16 protein-coding genes are annotated in these 18401 nt (G+C 64.4%); 6 read left to right on the top strand and 10 right to left on the bottom strand.

The window, feature by feature from the left end; genetic code table 11:
• Window positions 1-5: 5 nt before the first annotated feature.
• Complete coding sequence (locus ACLFLU_RS33115; RefSeq protein ID WP_426408908.1) at window positions 6-1307, bottom strand: MFS transporter; 1302 nt, start codon at window positions 1305-1307, stop codon at window positions 6-8.
• Between the two features lie 353 nt (window positions 1308-1660).
• On the opposite strand from ACLFLU_RS33115, the gene ACLFLU_RS33120 reads away from it, so the two are divergent.
• The 3 genes from ACLFLU_RS33120 to ACLFLU_RS33130 are packed head-to-tail and all read left to right on the top strand — an operon-like array spanning window position 1661 to window position 5430.
• Window positions 1661-2875, top strand: a complete 1215-nt coding sequence (locus ACLFLU_RS33120; RefSeq protein WP_426408909.1) for an ABC transporter substrate-binding protein — start codon at window positions 1661-1663, stop codon at window positions 2873-2875.
• An 8-nt stretch (window positions 2876-2883) separates the two neighbouring features.
• Window positions 2884-4617: an FAD-dependent oxidoreductase gene (locus tag ACLFLU_RS33125; RefSeq protein ID WP_426408910.1), complete on the top strand. Its 1734-nt coding sequence runs from the start codon at window positions 2884-2886 to the stop codon at window positions 4615-4617.
• A gap of 18 nt (window positions 4618-4635) precedes the next feature.
• Complete coding sequence (locus ACLFLU_RS33130) at window positions 4636-5430, top strand: IclR family transcriptional regulator (protein ID WP_426408911.1); 795 nt, start codon at window positions 4636-4638, stop codon at window positions 5428-5430.
• Between the two features lie 78 nt (window positions 5431-5508).
• On the opposite strand, the gene ACLFLU_RS33135 is transcribed toward ACLFLU_RS33130, so the two are convergent.
• From ACLFLU_RS33135 to ACLFLU_RS33145, 3 genes are all read right to left on the bottom strand, one after another.
• On the bottom strand, window positions 5509-6606 hold the full coding sequence (locus ACLFLU_RS33135; protein ID WP_426408912.1) for an ISAs1 family transposase: 1098 nt from the start codon (window positions 6604-6606) through the stop codon (window positions 5509-5511).
• 288 nt (window positions 6607-6894) lie between these two features.
• Window positions 6895-9045, bottom strand: a complete 2151-nt coding sequence (locus tag ACLFLU_RS33140) for an ADP-ribosylglycohydrolase family protein (protein WP_426408913.1) — start codon at window positions 9043-9045, stop codon at window positions 6895-6897.
• A gap of 32 nt (window positions 9046-9077) precedes the next feature.
• Entirely contained in the window at window positions 9078-10022 is a 945-nt protein-coding gene (locus ACLFLU_RS33145; protein ID WP_426408914.1) for a LacI family DNA-binding transcriptional regulator, read from the bottom strand.
• 188 nt (window positions 10023-10210) lie between these two features.
• Here ACLFLU_RS33145 and ACLFLU_RS33150 point away from each other — a divergent pair, with 188 nt between their 5' ends.
• The 3 genes from ACLFLU_RS33150 to ACLFLU_RS33160 are packed head-to-tail and all read left to right on the top strand — an operon-like array spanning window position 10211 to window position 13231.
• Window positions 10211-11551: an ABC transporter substrate-binding protein gene (locus ACLFLU_RS33150; RefSeq protein WP_426408915.1), complete on the top strand. Its 1341-nt coding sequence runs from the start codon at window positions 10211-10213 to the stop codon at window positions 11549-11551.
• Window positions 11552-11558: 7 nt separating this feature from the next.
• Complete coding sequence (locus tag ACLFLU_RS33155; RefSeq protein WP_426408916.1) at window positions 11559-12407, top strand: carbohydrate ABC transporter permease; 849 nt, start codon at window positions 11559-11561, stop codon at window positions 12405-12407.
• Entirely contained in the window at window positions 12404-13231 is an 828-nt protein-coding gene (locus ACLFLU_RS33160; protein ID WP_426408917.1) for a carbohydrate ABC transporter permease, read from the top strand. Before ACLFLU_RS33155 ends, ACLFLU_RS33160 begins: the two co-directional genes overlap by 4 nt.
• Window positions 13232-13297: 66 nt before the next feature.
• Here the strand turns inward: ACLFLU_RS33160 and ACLFLU_RS33165 are convergent, their stop codons facing one another.
• From ACLFLU_RS33165 to ACLFLU_RS33190, 6 genes are all read right to left on the bottom strand, one after another.
• Window positions 13298-14077, bottom strand: coding sequence for an SDR family NAD(P)-dependent oxidoreductase (locus ACLFLU_RS33165; protein WP_426408918.1), 780 nt, complete (start codon window positions 14075-14077; stop codon window positions 13298-13300).
• Between the two features lie 58 nt (window positions 14078-14135).
• Window positions 14136-14726 (bottom strand): thiamine pyrophosphate-dependent enzyme, encoded by a 591-nt coding sequence (locus ACLFLU_RS33170; RefSeq protein ID WP_426408919.1) that lies wholly within the window; start codon window positions 14724-14726, stop codon window positions 14136-14138.
• A 5-nt stretch (window positions 14727-14731) separates the two neighbouring features.
• Window positions 14732-15274 (bottom strand): thiamine pyrophosphate-binding protein, encoded by a 543-nt coding sequence (locus ACLFLU_RS33175; RefSeq protein WP_426408920.1) that lies wholly within the window; start codon window positions 15272-15274, stop codon window positions 14732-14734.
• Window positions 15275-15573: 299 nt separating this feature from the next.
• Window positions 15574-16278: a GntR family transcriptional regulator gene (locus ACLFLU_RS33180; protein WP_426408921.1), complete on the bottom strand. Its 705-nt coding sequence runs from the start codon at window positions 16276-16278 to the stop codon at window positions 15574-15576.
• Between the two features lie 101 nt (window positions 16279-16379).
• On the bottom strand, window positions 16380-17123 hold the full coding sequence (locus tag ACLFLU_RS33185; RefSeq protein ID WP_426408922.1) for an aspartate/glutamate racemase family protein: 744 nt from the start codon (window positions 17121-17123) through the stop codon (window positions 16380-16382).
• A 9-nt stretch (window positions 17124-17132) separates the two neighbouring features.
• The gene (locus ACLFLU_RS33190) at window positions 17133-18398 is read right to left on the bottom strand and encodes an NAD(P)/FAD-dependent oxidoreductase (protein ID WP_426408923.1); all 1266 of its coding nucleotides are present in this window, start codon (window positions 18396-18398) and stop codon (window positions 17133-17135) included.
• Between the last annotated feature and the right edge of the window lie 3 nt (window positions 18399-18401).

Raw genomic sequence — 18401 nt, forward strand, 5'->3', positions numbered from 1 at the left:
CGCTGTCAGGATTTGAGCGTGTCGCGCGCGGTCTCCGGCGCCATCATCGTCGCGATGATGGTGATGATCGACAGCGCGATGATGTAGAGCGACACCGGCCAGTAAGTGCCGGCCCAGGCGAGCAGCGCGGTTGCGATCAGCGGCGAGAAGCCGCCGCTCAACGCGGCTGCGACATTTGCGCCGAGCGAGGCGCCGCTGTAGCGCACCTGGGTGCGGAACAGCTCCGGCATGAACGCCGCCTTGGGTCCGAACAGCAGCGCGTGCGTCAGCGTCATCGTGACCACGAGCGCGAGCGTGATCAGCACCGGCTCTTTGGTGTCGAGGAACCAGAACAGCGGAAACGCCAGCGCCACCGAGAACACGCCGCCGGCGAGATAGAGCGCCTTGCGGCCAAAGATATCGGACAGCCATCCCGCAAGCGGCAGCGTGGCGAGTTCGACGATCGCGGCATAGACCACCGCGTTCAGGATCACCTGACGCGGCAGGCCGAGCTTTGTCGTGGCATAGACCACGGTGAAAACCGTGAGGAGATAAGCGAGCCCGACTTCCGACACCGTGATGCCGATCGCCAGCAGAAAGCTGCGCCAGTCGCGGCGAAGCACCTCCCACACCGGCTGCGCCAGCACCTCCTTGCGCTCGACCACCTCCTTGAAGTGCGGCGTCTCCGCGAGCTTCAGCCGCACGACGAAGCCGACCCCGACAAGCAGGATGCTGATCAGGAACGGCACGCGCCAGCCCCAGCTCAGGAAATCCGCTTCGGGCAGTTGCGTCATCAGCCCGAAGATGCCGGTGGAGGCGGCAACGCCGACGGGAAAGCCGATCTGCACCAGGCTGCCGTAAAGGCCGCGCCGATCGCCGGCATGCTCGGCCACCATGACGACCGCGCCGCTCCATTCACCGCCGAGCCCGATGCCCTGGATGAAGCGCAGGATGACGAGCAGGATCGGCGCCCAGAGGCCGATCTGGCTGTAGGTCGGCAGGCATCCGATCAGGAAGGTGCCGAGCCCCATCGCGATCATGGTCGCGACCAGCATTGTCTTGCGTCCGAGCCGATCGCCGTAGTGCCCGATGATCGCACCGCCGATCGGCCGCGCCACGAAGCCGACCGCATAGGTCGAGAACGCCGCCAGCGTGCCGACAAAGGGATCGAAGCTCGGGAAGAACAGCTTGTTCAGCACGAGTGCGGCAGCCGTGCCGTAGATCAGGAAGTCGTACCACTCGATCGCAGTGCCGAGCGCGCTCGCCCACACCACATGCGCCGTCGTCGACCGCTCCGCCGCGCCGGAGACCCCCGCTGCTGCCGTCATTGCCATGTGCCCCGATATTTCCGGATGCATCATGGCCAATCACGATCATGGTTGCAACTTGTGGGGGTGTGTGCACTACGCGGGATCACAATGCGAGACTTTGCGCGCCGCCACCTCCTCACCGTCGTCCCGGCGAAGGCCGGGACCCATAACCACAGGGCGGAGTTTGGCGAGGACTCGTGCTCCGGTACTGCGAGCCTCCGGCCTCGAGAAATCACGCGGTATGGGTCCCGGCCTTCGCCGGGACGACGGAGAGGCCTTTATTCGTCATTGACAAATCTATTTGCTAATATCTAATTTATTGCCAGAACAACCGGCCGCGCCAAGCGGCCCATAAAAGAGAGGGAACGACGATGAGAGGGCTTTTGGCCTGCGCCATGCTCGCGGCCATGACGTCTGCCGCCATGACCAATGTTGCGAGCGCGCAAGTCTCCGACGACGTGGTGCGGATCGGCGTGCTGACGGACCTGTCGAGCTGGGGCCGCGACAACAGCGGGCCGGGCTCGGTCGAGGCCGCCAAGATGGCGGTGGAAGAGTTCGGGCCCACCGTGCTCGGCAAGCCGATCGAGATCATCAGCGCCGACCATCAGATGAAGACCGACGTCGGCGTCAATATCGTGCGCGGCTGGTTCGACAACGGCAAGGTCGACTCCGTCGTCGACATTCCCAATTCCGGCATCGCGATCGCCGTGCACAACATGGTGCGCGAGCGCAACAAGATCGCCCTGCTCTCCGGCCCCGGCGCGAGCTCGCTGACCGACGAGCTGTGCAGCCCGAACACCGTGCACTTCACCTACGACACCTATGCGTTGTCGAAGGTGACGGCCTCCGCCGTGATCAAGGAAGGCGGCAAATCCTGGTACTTCATCACCGCGGACTACGCCTTCGGCCAGCAGCTCGAGAAGGACGCAACCCGCTTCATCAACGAGATGGGCGGCAAGGTGCTGGGCGGCGTCAAGCATCCGACCAACACCGCGGACTTCTCCTCCTTCGCGCTGCAGGCGCAGAGCTCCAAGGCCGACGTGGTCGCCTTCGCCAATGCCGGCCAGGACACCGACAACGCCATCAAGCAGTCCGGCGAGTTCGGCCTGGTCCAGGGCGGCCAGAAGCTCGTTGGCCTGTTGATGTTCGACACCGACGTGCACGCGATCGGGCTCAAGTCGGCGCAGGGCACCTACATGACGACGGCATCATACTGGAACATGGACGAGCAGACCCGCGCGTGGTCAAAGAAATTCTTTGCGCGCACCAATGTGATGCCGACCATGATCCAGACCGGCGTCTACGGCTCGGTGCTGCATTATCTCAAAGGCATCAAGGCCGCCGGCACCGACGATCCGGCCAAGGTGATGGCCAAGATGCGCGAGCTGCCGATCGAGGATACCTTCGTCCATGGCGGCAAATTGCGCGAGGACGGCCGCGTCATCCGCGACATGTATCTGGCCAGGGTGAAGTCGCCCGAGCAGTCCAAGGAGCCCTGGGATTATCTGGAGATCATCAAGACCGTGAAGGGCGAGGACGCCTATCGCCCGGTCTCCGAATCCAAATGTCCGCTCTTGAAGAAGTGAGGTGAGACATGACCGGCAACGAGCGCAACGCAACTGAGACTTACGAGTGCGATGTGCTCGTGGCCGGATCGGGCTGCTCCGGCATGTCCGCGGCGATCACCGCGCGCTACCGCGGTCTCGACGTGCTGATCGTCGAGAAGGAGCCGCGCTTCGGTGGCACCACCGCCCGTTCGGGCGGCTGGCTGTGGATTCCCGGCACGTCGCTGGCAAAGGCCTACGGCATCGCGGAAACGCCGGAGCAGGCCCGCACTTATCTACGGCACGAAGCCGGCAACAATTTCGATGCGGCACGGGTCGATGCATTCCTGAGCGCAGGTCCTGAAGCCGTCGACTTCTTCACCACCAAGACCGCGCTGCGCTTCGACATGCCGCTGGTGTTTCCCGACTACCATGCCGAAGCACCCGGCGGCACGCAGGGCGGCCGCTCCATGGTGACGCGGCCGTTCGACGGCCGCGAGCTTGGCGACCAGATCAAGACGCTCGGCATGCCGCTGCCCGAGCTCACCGTGTTCGGCATGATGCTCGGAAGCGGCAAGGAGATCATCCATTTCATGCGCGTGACGAAGTCGCTGACTTCGGCGGTCTATGTCGCAAAACGCCTGTCGCGGCATTTGATGGACGTGCTGCGCTACGGCCGCGGCATGACCTTGACCAACGGCAACGCGCTGGCCGGCCGTCTCGCAAAATCCGCGCAGGACCTGAGGATTCCGATGTGGCTGTCCTCGCCGGTGCGCGAGCTGACGGTTGAGAACGGCACTGTCACCGGCGCGGTCGTGTCGCGCGAGGGACGTGACGTGCGCGTTCGTGCGCGCCAGGGCGTCGTGCTCGCCTGCGGCGGCTTCCCGCACGATGTCGAACGGCGCAAGAAGATGTTTCCGCATGCGCCGACCGGCAATGAGCACTTCTCACCCGGCCCGACCGGCAATACCGGCGACGGCCTACGTCTGGCGGAAAGCGCCGGCGGCCATGTCGAGGATCGCCTGCCGAACGCGGCGGCCTGGGTGCCGGTGTCGCTGACCACGCGCAAGGACGGCTCGAAGGGCGTGATGCCGCACTTCATCGACCGCGCCAAGCCCGGCGTGATCGCGGTGATGCGCGACGGCAAGCGCTTTGCCAATGAAGGCAATTCCTATCACGATTTTGTCCAGGCCATGATCAAGGCGGCAAAGCCGGGCGAGGAGATCGCGGCCTATCTCGTCTGCGATCACCCGACGCTGCGCAAATACGGCCTCGGCTGCGTGCCGCCGTTTCCGATGCCGCTGGGTCACCATCTCAATACCGGCTATCTCATGCGCGGCGATACGCTCGAGGCGCTCGCAGCGAAGGCCGGCATCGATGCGAAGGCGTTCACTGAAACCGTCAAGCAGTTCAATGCCACAGCGCCGCTCGGGCACGACGCCGCCTTCGGCAAGGGCTCAAAAGCCTATAACCGCTACCAGGGCGACGCCATGCACGGTCCCAATCCCTGCATCGCGCCAATCGAGAACGGGCCGTTCTACGCCATCAAGATGGTGATCGGCGATCTCGGCACCTATGCCGGCATCGTCACCGACGAGAACGCGCGGGCGCTCGACGCCGAGGGCCGGGTGATTCCGGGGCTCTATGCCGCCGGCAACGACATGGCGAGCATCATGGGCGGCAATTATCCCGGCGCCGGCATCACGCTTGGGCCGGCGCTGACCTTCGGCTACATTGCCGGCCGTCATCTCGCCGACAGCGCCGCCAAGCGCGACGCGGCGTAACCACACGCCAGGGGGCGCATGAAGAGAGAAAGCCGCGGCATCCAGTCGATCGAAGTCGGCGGAGAATTGCTCCGTGCGCTCGCCAAAAGCGGCGAGCCGATGATGCTGCGCGATCTCGCCCGCGAAGCCGGCATGACGCCGGCTAAGGCGCATCCTTATCTCGCCAGCTTTTCGCGCATTGGCTTGATCGAGCAGGATGAAACGACCGGCCGCTACGAGATCGGTGCGCTCGCGCTCGAGCTTGGCCTCATCAGCCTGCGCCGTCTGTCTGGTGTGCGCATCGCCCAGCCGAAGATCGCGGCGCTCGCCAGCCAGATCGGGCACGCGGTCTCGCTCGCGGTCTGGGGCACGCATGGCCCGACTGTCGTGCAGCTCGAAGAACCCGGCCAGCCCGTTCACATCGTGATGCGCGCTGGCTCGGTGATGGCGCTGCTGGAAACCGCGACCGGCCGCGCCTTTGCCGCGTTCCTGCCGGAGAAGACGATCAACGCTGCGCTCGAAAGCGGGCTCGATCGCCAGGGCGTCGGCTACAATCCGAAGCGGCCGGTGAAAGGCGCCAAGGTCGCCGAAATGCTGGCCGAGGTCCGCAAGCACGGGCTTGCCCGCGCCCTCGGCGATCCGCTCCCCGGCGTCAACGCCTTCTCCGCGCCGGTGTTCGACCATGCCGGCCATGTCGCGCTGGTCATCACCGCGATGGGGCCGGAGGGCACGTTCGATGCGCGCTGGGACAGTCCCATCGCCCATGCCCTACGCGACTGCGCCGGCCACATCTCGAAGCGGCTCGGCTACGGCATGACGATCGCGGCGGAGTGATCGTCGCTAGTGTGTGATAGGTTGAGTTTCGGCTAGCGCCCCGACGAAGGTGCGTTCCCTCCCCCCTTGTGGGCAGGGCTATCGCATGTGGCCGAGGAGCTCAAAAAGAAAGGCATCGTTCCAGCCGGCGCGCTTGAGCTTGAGGCGCAAGGAGGTGGTGGTGTCGGGGTGAGCCCTGGCCACATTGAGGGCAAGTCTTCTGAGTACGGCAAGGTTGGCCGGACCGTTGTCCTTGCGGTTGCGGGCCAGATCCTCGTCGAGGATGACATCGAGCGGCCAGTGCAGGCCGTTTTCGATGGTCCAATGGGTGCGAACAATGCGCAGAACCTCCGTGCGACTGTAGTTTTGGCTCATCAGGAAGTAGCGCTCGACGGCTTTGTCCTTGCCGCGCTTGCTGCTGATCTGCGCGACGGCTTTGAGGCCAGGGAAGTTGTGCGTCTTCTCCATGTCCTTGACCGGCACGACAAGCGCGCTGCGCTTTTCCTTGCGCCCATGATCTGCATCGGTGGTGGCAACCGGCTTCTTGCCCTTGCGGGCCGCTGCGGCAATCGCCGCCTTGGCGTCGGCCAGCAGAGCGGGCTGGTTCTCCTTCACTGCCAGCACGTAATCGCCGCCCCGTGCCACGATCTGCTTGGCCATCTCGCGATGACAGTGCAGCGCATCGGCTGTCACGATGCACCCCTTGAGTTGCAGCAGTTCGAGCAATTGCAAGGCGCCGGCGGCTTCGTTGTTGTTCGGCGCCAGAACATTGGCCAGCGCCATGCGCGTCTGCGCCGCCCACGCCGTCACCATGATCGGCGGCATGTGGCTTTTGCCGCGCTCGTAGCCCCGCCGCAGCGCCTTGCCATCCAGTGCGATCACGCCCTGCGGCCGTGCGATCTTCGCGCCCTCGGCGAAGGCTTCCATAAAGCGCCGGAACGCTGTCTCGAACGCCTTTGGATCGAGCATACGGAACACGCGACTGAACGTGTCATGACTTGGCAGCCCATGCTTGAGCACCAGCACGTCCTGCCAAAGATAGGCCTTCAGCCGTGCAAACAACGCCATGTCGGTGCAACTCGTCGCTCCGCACAACGTCGCCATCAGCGCAATGAACAAAAGCTCTGTCAGATCATGCAGCGCATTGTCCGCCCGCGGGTCAGGCAGGTCTTCGAAGCACTCCGAGAATCGATCCATCGGCCGCTCCTGCCAATTCAGGAGCCTCCTTCAGAATCGATTTCTGTCCAAATCGCAATGCCTTACAGAGAACGCTCACATGCGATTCCCCTGCCCACAAGGGGGGAGGGCTAGGGAGGGGGGTAGCCCAGGAAATGGTGCCGGTTGTTGATGATGCAGCGAGAGCCGTGCGCGACGGAGGGAATCCCCGTGTGGCACCCCCCTCCCTGCCCCTCCCCCACAAGGGGGGAGGGAACGGAGAGAGCGCTGCCATCGGCCGAACTCGATTCGACCTCATCCCATCAGGCCTTAGACCGGCGCCACCCTCACCTCTTCGGCCGAGATCGATCCGCTGTCGACGACCAGCGCGACCGCGCCACCGCTTAACGGTAGCTCGCCGGCGTCCTGCACGCTGAATAGCTTCTTGCCGTCGAGATGGGCTTCGATCTCGCGGCCGACCACACACAGCTCGACCTTGTATTTGCGATCGAGCTGCCAGTCAGAACGCTCGCTGGCCAGCACGACCTCGTCATGCACGCGCTTGACCAGGCGCACGCGGCCGCCCTCTGCCCGATCGAACATCAGCGCATAATAGCGCTCGCGTCCCTGCACGCGCGCCGCGAGGCCCCATGCATTCGCCAAAAGCGGCGTGATCTCCGAGGTCACCCGATAATCCTTCCAGTCGCGCGAGCCCTGCGCGATGAAGCCGAGACCATCGCCGTTGGTGACGCGCAGGCCTTCCCAGCGGGTCTGGAACTGGCTGACATTGTTGACCCAGGCGTGCTTCCACATCGTGCTGACATTGTTGTCCGGACGTTTCAGCACGGTGTCGGCCGCACCGCCCCAGGTCAGGTAGTCCAGATACAGCGTGCCATCGACACCGAGCGGATCGCGCGTCTCGATCTCGATTCCGATCTCGAAGATCGGATAGGCGTTCGTCTCCGGCACCTGCCAGCTCAGCACGGCCTCGCAGCCGCCTGTGAGCTCCTGCGCATCGCCATAGATCTGCACCAGCTCGTCGCGCTCGTCATAGACACTGGCGAACAGCCGTACCGACGCCGTACCACTGTCGGTCTCGGATTCCAGCCGGCACTCGACGCGCTGGCCCGAATACAGCGTCGGGCATGACACCAGCTGATAGGTCGGCATCGAAAACACCTCCTTGTCGAAGTAGGTGGGGCTGGCAATGCGCGCCACGCGGCCGGGCGCGAGGCGGCGGAAGCCGATCGCAAGACTGCGCTCGCCATTGCGGCTATGGCCGGCGACGTTGCTGAGCTCGACCTCGTGCAGCCGCGCCGGCGAGCCGCCCTTGACGTGGAAGCCCTGCAGACTACCCGGAAAATTGAAATTGAAACGCGCGCCGTTCTTGGCCACCGCAAGCGCCGGCGCGCCCGCCAGCGCAAGCCCTGCCGCGACCAGCGACTGCGTCTCGATCACCGCATCGGTGATCGCGGCGCCGCCGTCGGCGGTCGAGATATACATGCGGTCGGCGACCGGCGTGCGGAAGTCCGGGCCCGCGTCGAGACCGGCCAATCCGGTGCGGATGCCGAACAGGCAACCGACATTGCCGGCGTTGCAGTCCGTGTCCCAGCCGGCCGTGTTGGCGATCCGCATCGCATCCTGAAAACTGTTCTCGCCGTAGAGCGTCGCTAGAATGATCAGCGCGTGGTTGGGCACGACGTGGCAGTTGCCGAGGAATTTATCGTAGCCGTAACGCTCGGCGATCAGCGCGCGGGTGCGCTCCCAGTCGTTGCTATTGTCGCCGGCGTGCCAGTCACGCACGTCATTGACGACGCGCCGGATCAGCGCGTCCTTCGGCACGAAGGCAAGACCTGTGTCGATCAGCTTCTGCACGTCGCGCTCGACGAAGGCTTGCGCCTCCATCGCCGCCAGCAGTTTTGCAGCATGCACGGATTCACCGTCATGGCTGACGCGGCCGGCCTGATCGGCGAGATAAGCGGCCTGCTCGGGATTGCCCGGGCTCACCATCGCCCAGCCATCGATAAAGATCTGCGCGCCGATCTGCTCGGCGACCGTTGCACCGTTCAGCTCGATCGAACCGCTCTGCGGCGCAGGGATACCGGACTTCAGGCGGAGATAGGCGGTGTGCTCGGTGGAATTGCCGATGCCGCCCCACCACAGCACGGCGCGCTCCTCGACGATGTAGTTCAGCCAGGCCTGCCCGACCTGCCTCGCGGTCAGGCGCTTTGGATAGCCGTTGTCGGCGAGCGCGCGCGGAAACGCAAAGGTGCCGGAGACATCGTCGTCGGTGACGACGAGATGATGCGAGCGGAGAGCCACGTCGCGGCGCTCGTTGACGTAATAATTGATCGGCCCGAGCTCCTTTATGATGCGCTCATAGGTCCAGCCCTCGAAGGGCCGGCCGAGATAGACGCCGATGAGCTTGCCGAGCACGCCGGCATAGACGCGCTCCGCGTAGTCATGAGGAATTGCCGTCACTTGTTCACTCCCACGTTCAATTGTTTCGCCGGTCAAACCGACGAGCGTTTCATGATCTCGAATTTCAGCTCGTGGCTCTTGCCGGGCGAGGCGAGCCCGCCCGGCTGCAACCGCTTCACCAGCGTTTCCGCCGCGAGCGCGCCGAGGTCGAACTCCGGCTGCCGCACCGTGGTGAGGCCGAGCAGCTTTGCGACCGGGATGTCGTCGAAACCGGCGATCGCGATATCGCCGGGAATCGAGAGCCCGGCATTGCGCGCCGCCTCCATCGCGCCGAGCGCCAGCACGTCGCTGGCGCCGAACACCGCGGTTGGCCGCTCGCCCTTGCGTTTGAGCAGCCGATTCATCGCCCGCGCGCCGGATTCTTCGGAATAGGCGCTGTCGGTGACGAAATCGGGCGATAGCCCGGCCTCCCGCATTACCGCACTGTAGCCCTGCGCGCGGCGCTGGCTCGGACCGAACTCGGCCTGGATCATCGCGATGCGGCGATGCCCGCGCGCGATCAGGAGCCGCGTCATCGCGGCGGCGGCCTCCGCGTTGTCGATATAGACGCTGTCGATCGCGAGCGGTCCATCCGGCTTGTGCTGGCTCTCCAGCCGCACCAGCGGAATGCCTTTTCGCGCGAGCACGGCCAGCTGCGGCACGCGCAGATGAAAGAACGTCGCGACGACGCCGTCGGCGCGGCCCTGCAACAACCAGTCGATCGCGCGGGCCTCACGTTCCGGCCGCCCGTCGGTATCGAAGATCAGCACGTCATAGCCGGCAGGCGCCGCGACTGTCTGCAATCCTCGAACGAGACCCGGATAGAACGGGTTGGTGATGTCAGGGATGACGCAGGCAAAGGTCATCGTGCGTGCGCTACGCAGCATCCGCGCCGGATGGTTCGGCCGGTAGCCGAGCCCTTCTGCGACTTCGAGGATCCGCGTCCGCGTGGCCGGCGGGACGGACGGCGTCTCCGCCTTGTTCAGGACGAGCGACACCGCGGCCTGCGAAACGCCAGCCGCGAGCGCAATATCCTTCTGCGTGGGGCGGCCCGGCGCTGCTTTGTCGCGCCCCTTCCCCCGCTTCGTCCTCGTTGTTGACGTCATCATTCCGCTTAGTTATACGTATTACTAAAGCAAAATCAACAATTGCCATTCGTACCCCGAGGAAACCGAGGTTCATCGCCATGACCATGACCCGACGCCAGCTTGTCGCCGCCATTCCAGCCGCCGCGCTTGCAGCCAATTTGCCGCGCGGCGCCCGCGCCGAGGACGCGCGCAAGGTCGTGACCATGTGGTTCGGCTCGGCGAATCCGGACGGACAGGCCGCGCTGCGCAACGATCTGGTCGAGGCCTTCAATGCGTCGCAGGACAAATATCTGCTGCAGATGGAAGTGAAGGGCGCGGCGGTCAACAATCTGCTGAAGGTCGCTCTCGTCGCCGGCAACGGACCCGACATCGTGCAGACCGCAGGCCCCGCCTACCTCACCGCGATCGCCAATGCCGGCCAGGTGCTGGCGCTCGACGATTTCGCCGAGAAGTACAAGTGGAAGGACCGCTTCCTCGCGCCGCTGCTCAACACCAGCGTTTATGGCGGCAAGCTCTACGCGCTCCCGCGCGACTACGAGTCCATGCACCTCTTCTACAACAAGGATCTGTTCAAGCAGAACGGCTGGAAGCTACCGACCAACCGGCAGGAGATGGAAGAAGTCGCCGACGCCGCGCTCGCCAAGGGCATCATCCCCTTCGGGGCCGGCAATGCCGACTGGAAGGGCGTCAACGAATGGCTGATGACGGTGTTCCTCAACAACGTCGCCGGCCCCGACAATGTCCGCAAGGCGCTCGCAGGCGAGTTGCCCTGGACCGCGCCGCCCTTCGTCGAGGCCGTCGAGCTCTCAAAGGCCTGGTACAACAAGGGCTATTTCGGCAAGAACTACTTCTCGCTGACGATTGAGCAGAGTTTTCTGCAGGTCGTGAACGGCAAGGCGGCGATGGCGCTGGGCGGCACCTGGACGTTTGGTACCAAGTCCTACGGCATGTCCAAGCCCGACACGGTGATGGACGTGATGCCGACGCCAAGCCTCGGTTCGGCCTTCACCGGGCCGCTGGTGCACCTCGCCTGCGGCGCGACGCTGTCGATCGCCAAGACCTCGCAGAACGCCGAGGGCGCCGCCGCCGTGTTCGAATTCATGCTGACACGCAAATTCTACGAGACCATGAACCGCGACTGGCCCGGCAAATGGGCGCTGCCGGTCAAGGACCTGCCACCGGAGATGCTCAGCGGCATTGGCTATCCCCTGTTCGAGAAGACCGTCGCGACTCTGCACGAGGCCTTCAGCAAGGGACAATACGGCTTCACCACCTGGACGTTCTGGCCCGGTGCCACCAACTCCTACCTGATCGAGGGCATCGAGCAGGTCTGGCTCAACAAGATCACAGCGGATGCTTACCTGACCCGGATGCAGACGCTGTTCAGCCAGGAAGCGAAGGAAGGCAAGGTGCCGCCGCTGCCGCCGCGGACGGCCTGATTCCAACATGTGGCTGTTCGCGCTCCCGGCGCTGCTGATCAACATCTGCATCATCCTGGTGCCCGCCGTGCTGACATTCACGGCGGCGTTCTTCATGTGGGATGGTGTCGGCACGCCGGCGTGGGCGGGCCTGGCCAATTTCCAGAACATGGTCGCCGACCCCGTGTTCTGGTCGGCTCTCACCAACAACTTCATCTGGACCGCGATCTTCCTCACCGTGCCTGTCTGCCTCGCGCTGGTGATGGCCGCGGCACTGCTGATGGCGCCGAAAGCGCGCATCGTGGTGCAGTCCATCATTTTCCTGCCGCGCATCATCGCGGTCGCGGTCACAGGCCGCATCTTCCAGGGCATGATCTTCAGCCCGGCGACCGGCATCGTCGCCTGGCTGAACGAGCACGGCTTCTCGATCTCCGATCCCCTCGCCGACCCCGACCGTTCGCTTTATGCGGTGGCCGCCGTCGACATCTGGCACTGGTGGGGCTTTCTTGCTGTGGTGTTTCTGTCGGCGATGCGGCAGATCAGCGTCGAGCAGATCGAGGCCGCGCGGCTCGACGGCGCCGGCTTCCTCCAGCTGTTCCGCTACGTGCTGATTCCAGGCATTCGCCCGACGCTGACGCTCATGCTGATCCTGACCGTGATCTGGTCGTTTCAGGTGTTCGAGTTCATCTTCATCGTCACCCGCGGCGGACCCGCCTATGGCAGCGAGGTGCTGGCAACCTTCGCCTACCGCCACGCCTTCTTCGAAGGCGATGTCGGTCAGGCCGCGGCGGCGGCCTGCGTCATGAGCCTGTTCGGCCTCTGCGCCACCGCCGTCTATCTCTGGCTCCAGATCACCGACGACGCGCAATCGACATGATCGGGGACCGCTGGAGCAGGACGTTCAGCCTTGGGCTGATCGGTGTCGCATCGTTCAGCTCGCTGCTGCCGATCGTGCTCGCCGTGATGAACGCGCTGAAGACGACAGTCGAGATCGACAGCGACCCGCTCGCGCTGCCGACCCAGCTGCACTGGGAGAATTTTTCCTCCGCCTGGCGCAATGCCCAGCTCGGTCCCAGCCTGCTGCACAGCGCCGAGGTCGCGATCCTCACCATTTTGATGGTCTGCGTCACCGCGACGCCCTGCGCCTATGTGCTGGCGCGGCAGAAGGGCAAATTCTGGCGCTTCATCACCTTCTACTTCATGGCCACGATCACCGTGCCCGTGCAGCTTTATCTGTATCCGTTGTATTTCATCTTCGCCAAGCTTGGGCTGGTGAATTCGATCCCTGCGGTGGCACTGATCTACACCGCGATGTTCTCACCCTTCGCGATCTTCCTGTTGCGCACCTATGCGCTCGCGATTCCGGTCGCGCTGGAGGAAGCCGCGCAGGTCGACGGCGCCAAGCCGTGGCAGACCTTCTGGTACGTGATCCTGCCGATGATGCGGCCGGGGCTGCTCACGGTCGCCATCATCGTCGGGCTGAACGCCTGGAACGAGTTCGTCATCGCCGTGACGTTCCTGCAGAACGACAGCAACGTCACCGCGATCGTGCGCTTCTACAATCTGACCGGCCAGTATTCGACCGACTGGGGCGAGATGCTCGCCGCGGCCGTGACGATCGTGCTGCCGATCGTCGCGATCTTCGTGCTGCTGCAGCGCCAGTTCATCGACGGCATGACCTCGGGCGCGGTGAAGTCGTAGAGCGTTTTCGAGCGAAGTGGATACCGGTACGCGTGAAGAAAACGCGTCAAACAAAAATCCGAAGAGCTACTTGTCCTTCACCGGCACCGTGTAGTTCAGGATCAGCCGGCCGCCATCGGGATAGATGGTCTGCCCCGTGATGTAGGACGCATCGTCGCTGGCCAGGAACGCGACGACGGACGCCACCTCGCTCGGCTCGCCGCCGCGGCCGGCCGGCGTGCGTGACATCACGGTCTTGCGGGCATCCTCGGATGTGTAGATCGACGACGCGACCATGTCGGTCAAAATCGTGCCCGGCCCGACCGCGACGACGCGGATGTTGTGCGGAGCCAACGCCACCGCGGCAACCGATGTGAGCTGCTTCATGCCGCCCTTGGACATCGCGTAGGTCGCAAGCGCCGGGATCGCCAGCAGCGCGTTCACCGAGGACATGTTGATGATGACGCCACCGCCGCCTTGCGCGATCATCTGCCTCGCCGCCGCCTGGACGCCGAAGAACGCGCCCTTCAGATTGATGCCGATGATTTCGTCGAATTCCTCCTCGGAAATCTCCAGGATGTCCCGGTTGCGGGCAACGCCGGCATTGTTGACCATGATGTCGAGCCGGCCGAACTCTTTCACAGCGGTCGCGACAAGCTGATCGACATCGGCGCGCTTGGCGACATTGCCGACCACGGTGCGCAAGGTATCCGGCCGCCCGAGTTCGGCAGCCGTCGCGGCGAGGCCCTCGGCATCGACATCCGAGATCACGACCTTGACGCCGTCATCGAGGAATCGCTTTGCGCAGGCCTTGCCAATGCCACGTGCCGCGCCGGTGATGGCGGCGACCTTGCCGGATAGTTTCATGGGTCTCACTCCAGGATAGCTGCTTAGGGCAGCGAGCTATCCCGGAGAGGCCTCCAGTTCAAGCCGCCGCAAAGCCGAGATGAGCACGGAACCGGTTCTTGATAAAGACGGCATCGCGCGAGGGCAGCGAGCGCGGCGGATTTTCGGCCTTGACCTTGATGACAAAAAGCCGCGGGCCATCGGCCGGCTGCGCGATCTGCGTAGCGAGGCTCTGCACCTCCTCGAGCGTCCGCAACGTCGCGGTTGCGGCAAAGCCGCAGGCCGTAGCGATCGCCGTCAAGTCGACGCCACGCCCGGTATGGCTCGCTTGCATCCCGGTCTCGCCAAAATGCTGGTTGTCGATCACGACGATGTCGAGATTGCGCGGACGGGCGACGCCGATGGTGGCGAGACCACCGATCCCCATCAATTGCTCACCGTCGCCAGTCAAGGCGAGAACGCGCTTGCCCGGCTGGGCCTGCGCCAATCCAAGCGCGATCAGCGCGGCGCCGCCCATGGCGCCCCAGAGATAGAAATTGCCGTCGTGGTCGCCGACGGAATGCAGGTCGTAGGTGGAAGAGCCGAGGCCGGAGACGACCAGCGTGTCCTTGCGGTTATTCAGGAGTGCCGCGACGGCGGCACGGCGATCGAGCTGGGAGGGAACGGACATCGATATCACCACTTCTTCTTGCCGATCAGGCGCTGCCCGATCAGGACCGCGATCTGCTGGTCGGCTTCATAGGCGAGCGCGGCGGCCGACTCGACAGTTTCGACCAGATCCTCCGGCGTTTCCGCCCGCATCACCTTCAGCCCGATCGCCTCCAGCGAGGGCTGCGTCGCCCGGCTCATCGGCACCTGCCAGGGATTGAACTCGGCCCATTCGCCGCGCATCGTCACCAGCATCAGCAGCGGAAAACGGCCGATCGCCGACAGCGACAGCATGTTGATGCAATTGCCGACACCGCTCGACTGCATCAGCAGCACGCTGCGCTGGCCGCCAAGCCACGCGCCCGCGGCGATCGCGATGCCCTCCTCCTCGGTCGTCAGCACATTGGTGGTGACATCGCGGTCGGCCGAGAACATACGGATCAGCTGGCTGTGGCCGGCATCCGGCACGTACGACATCTGCCTGACGTCGGCGGCCTTCAGGACGCGGTAGAGCTCGGACGGCCAGTCGTCACTGCTGCGCGTGTCGGGATTAGGCTTTGGGCTATGCACCGCGTGTCTCCGTGAATTTCGAGCGGCACGCTAGCGATGTTCGGGCGCGAAGGCTCTGACCGTCTGGCATGAGCAGGTATTGACGGATTGTATAGCTGGCGTTGGCCGCAGCACCGGTGCCTCTGCTCCCTCTCCCCGTTCTTACGGGGGCGCGACGAGCTTCGCTCGCGCTGAGAGGGTTGGGGTGAGGGGCTCTCTCCATGCGAGGAGTCTACCGATAGACCTGTACCCCCTCACCCGGATTGCATCTTCGATGCAATCCGACCTCTCCCCGCAAGCGGGGCGAGGTGAAGAGAGCCTCAGTTCCCCGCAGACCTTGCCGCGGCCGGCATGTAGATCTGCGCGTAGCCTTCCTTGATCGCAGAGGTGATGCGATCGAGGCGGCGGTCGATGTGCTTTTCCAGCACCGAGACGCAGGCGTCTTCGTTACGCGCTTTCAACCCTTCGACGACCGCGCGGTGCTCGGCTTGCGTGCTGGAGCGGTTGATACTGTCCATGTCGATCCAGCGCACGAAGCGGATGCGGGCGTTGACGTTGCGGAGCACGCGCAACATCTCGGCATTGTTCGACATCGCCATCAGCCGCTCGTGAAAGGTCTCGTCGAGCTCGACCAATTCGACTGAAGAGCGCTCGCCGGGATCGGGGCCGGTGGCTTCGAGGAATTTCAGCAGCGCGTCGATGTCCTCATCCTTGGCGCGCTTGATGGCGAGGCGGACCGAGGCGACCTCGATCGACTTGCGCAGCTCGTAGAGATCGAAGATCTCGTGGGCGTCGAGCTCGCGGCAGAAGAAGCCCTTGCCCGGCGTGAAGCGCAGAAAGCCCTCGGTGTTGAGACGGTTGAGCGCTTCGCGCAGCGGCGTGCGGCTGACGCCAAGACGCTTGGCCAGCTCGCCCTCGTTGAGACGCTCGCCCGGCTTGAACTCATAACTCACGGCCATCGCCTTGAGCTGTTCATAGACGCGATCGACGATACTATCGGAAGCCAGTTCCACGTTGCTCATCATCAGCTGCATTCATGCCCGCACACAGCCCAATATACCGGGGCTGTGGGAGCGATTGCAATGCAAACAACAGCGGAGGTTGTGAAGAGCTTCCTGACTGGGAATCAGGCGAACGCGCGCGGGCGCAGTCCAGCATGAAACCAGGTGATCATGGAATAGATGTCGTAGACCGGCAACCCAACCTCAGCCTGCAGCGCGGCCGCATAAGGTGGCATGTTGGTGCATTCGAGCACGATGGCACCGACGTCAGGGTTTTTTGCCACGAGCTGCTTGCCCGCCTCGACCACATCGCGCTCGGCCTGCGCGACGTCCATGTCATCCTTCTCGGCCTTGATCAGAACGCGGAAGAATTCCTTGCCATGCTCGGTGCCGACCAGCGGCGTATCGAGCGGCACACCGGCGCCTTCGAGATGGGCCGGCGTCAGGGTCGAGCCAGACACCGTGACGAGGCCGACGCGCTTGCCCGGCGGCAAGGTCGCCTGCACCCACGGCACCTGCATCAGCGACGAGGTCGCAACGGGAACGCCGACGGCCGCCGCGATCTCCTTCTGGAACAGCGAGAGAAAGCCGCAATTGGTGGTGATGGCTTCGGCCCCGAGCCGCACCAGATCCTTGGCCGCATCGATGAAGTCAGGCAGCAGACCCGCCGCGCCCTTCAGCACCACCTTCTCCGGCGAAGCGCCGCTCACCACGCGATAGAGCACCGGGAATGGCCAGGTCGTGCCGTTACCCATGTCGCCGGGAATGCGGGGGAAGCGCGCCTCCAGCATCAGGATGCCGAGCGGCGCGCCGTAGATGGCCTTGCCGCCACGGGCGATACGAGAGGATGAGTTGGCTGGATAAGTCATGGTGCGATCTCAGAGGAAGCGATTGGGCGAAAACGGCGCGAGCGGAATTTCGGGCTGCTTGCCGCTCAGGAGCTGCGCGACGAGTCGGCCGGTGCGGGCCGAGCTGACCAGACCGATATGGCCGTGGCCGAAGGCATAGACGATGTCGCGCGACGCGCGCGCGGTGCCGATGCAGGGAATGCCGTCCGGCATGCTCGGCCGATGCCCAAACCAGGTTTTTATGCGCGACGACGGAATATCCCTCGGCAGTTTTGGAAACATGCTGAGGAGGTGGTTGCGCAAGATCTCGGCGCGCTTCCAGTTCGGCGCGGCCTCTAAGCCGGCGATCTCGACCGTGCCGGCGGCGCGCAGGCCCTTGTCGGTCCAGTTCACCACCATCTTTGCGTCGGACGCCATCATCGAGCTGCGCGGACCTGATTCCGGGTGCTCGATCATGACGTGATAGCCGCGCTCGGTCTCGAGCGGCAGCGGATCACCGACGGATGCGGTCAACCGTTTTGAATGCGCGCCAGCCGCAACCACTGCGGCATCGCAAGGAATCTCGCCGGTCTCGGTGAGGACGGCGACAAGCTTGTTGCCGGAAAGCTTAAGCCCCGTCGCCTTTGCGCGTACGAGCTTAGCGCCGCTTGCCAGTGCATGCTGAGCGAGGGCTGCAACGTAAGCACCGGGATCGCGGCAGCGCCCCGCTTCTTCGACCACCACGCCAAAGGTGTAGCGCGGATGCAGATCCGGCTCGCGCTGACGCATCTCGTCGGCGTTCAGCTCCAGCCATTCGACGCCGACCTTCTTGCGCAGGCGCCAGCCAAGATCGTTGTCGAAGTTGCCGCGCGACGGGAACACGTGCATCACGCCGTTGCGCTCGACCAATTCGGGGACACCGGCCTCTTCCGCGAGCTTCCGGTGCAGTAGCGGCGCATCCTTCAGGAGGTCGCGCAGCGCAAAGGCCGTCTTCTCGACGCGCGCCTCGGTCCAGCCCGACAGCAGATATTTGATCAGCCACGGCAATGCCTTTGGCAAATACGACCAACGGATCGCGAGCGGGCCGAGCGGATCCATGAGATAGCCAGGCACCTTCTTCCAGATGCCCGGCTCGGCCGGCGGGATCACCGAATGCGAGGAAAGCCAGCCGGCATTGCCGTAGCTCGCCGCCTGTTCGCCACCGGGCTCGCCTGCATCGATCAGCGTGACGCGATGGCCCTCGCGCAGCGCCTCGATGGCGCTGATCACGCCGACCGCGCCGGCTCCGATGATGGCGACGTGGCGGCCTTCGGGCATCGC

This window comes from Bradyrhizobium ganzhouense (assembly GCF_049949285.1).
Classification (GTDB): domain Bacteria; phylum Pseudomonadota; class Alphaproteobacteria; order Rhizobiales; family Xanthobacteraceae; genus Bradyrhizobium; species Bradyrhizobium ganzhouense.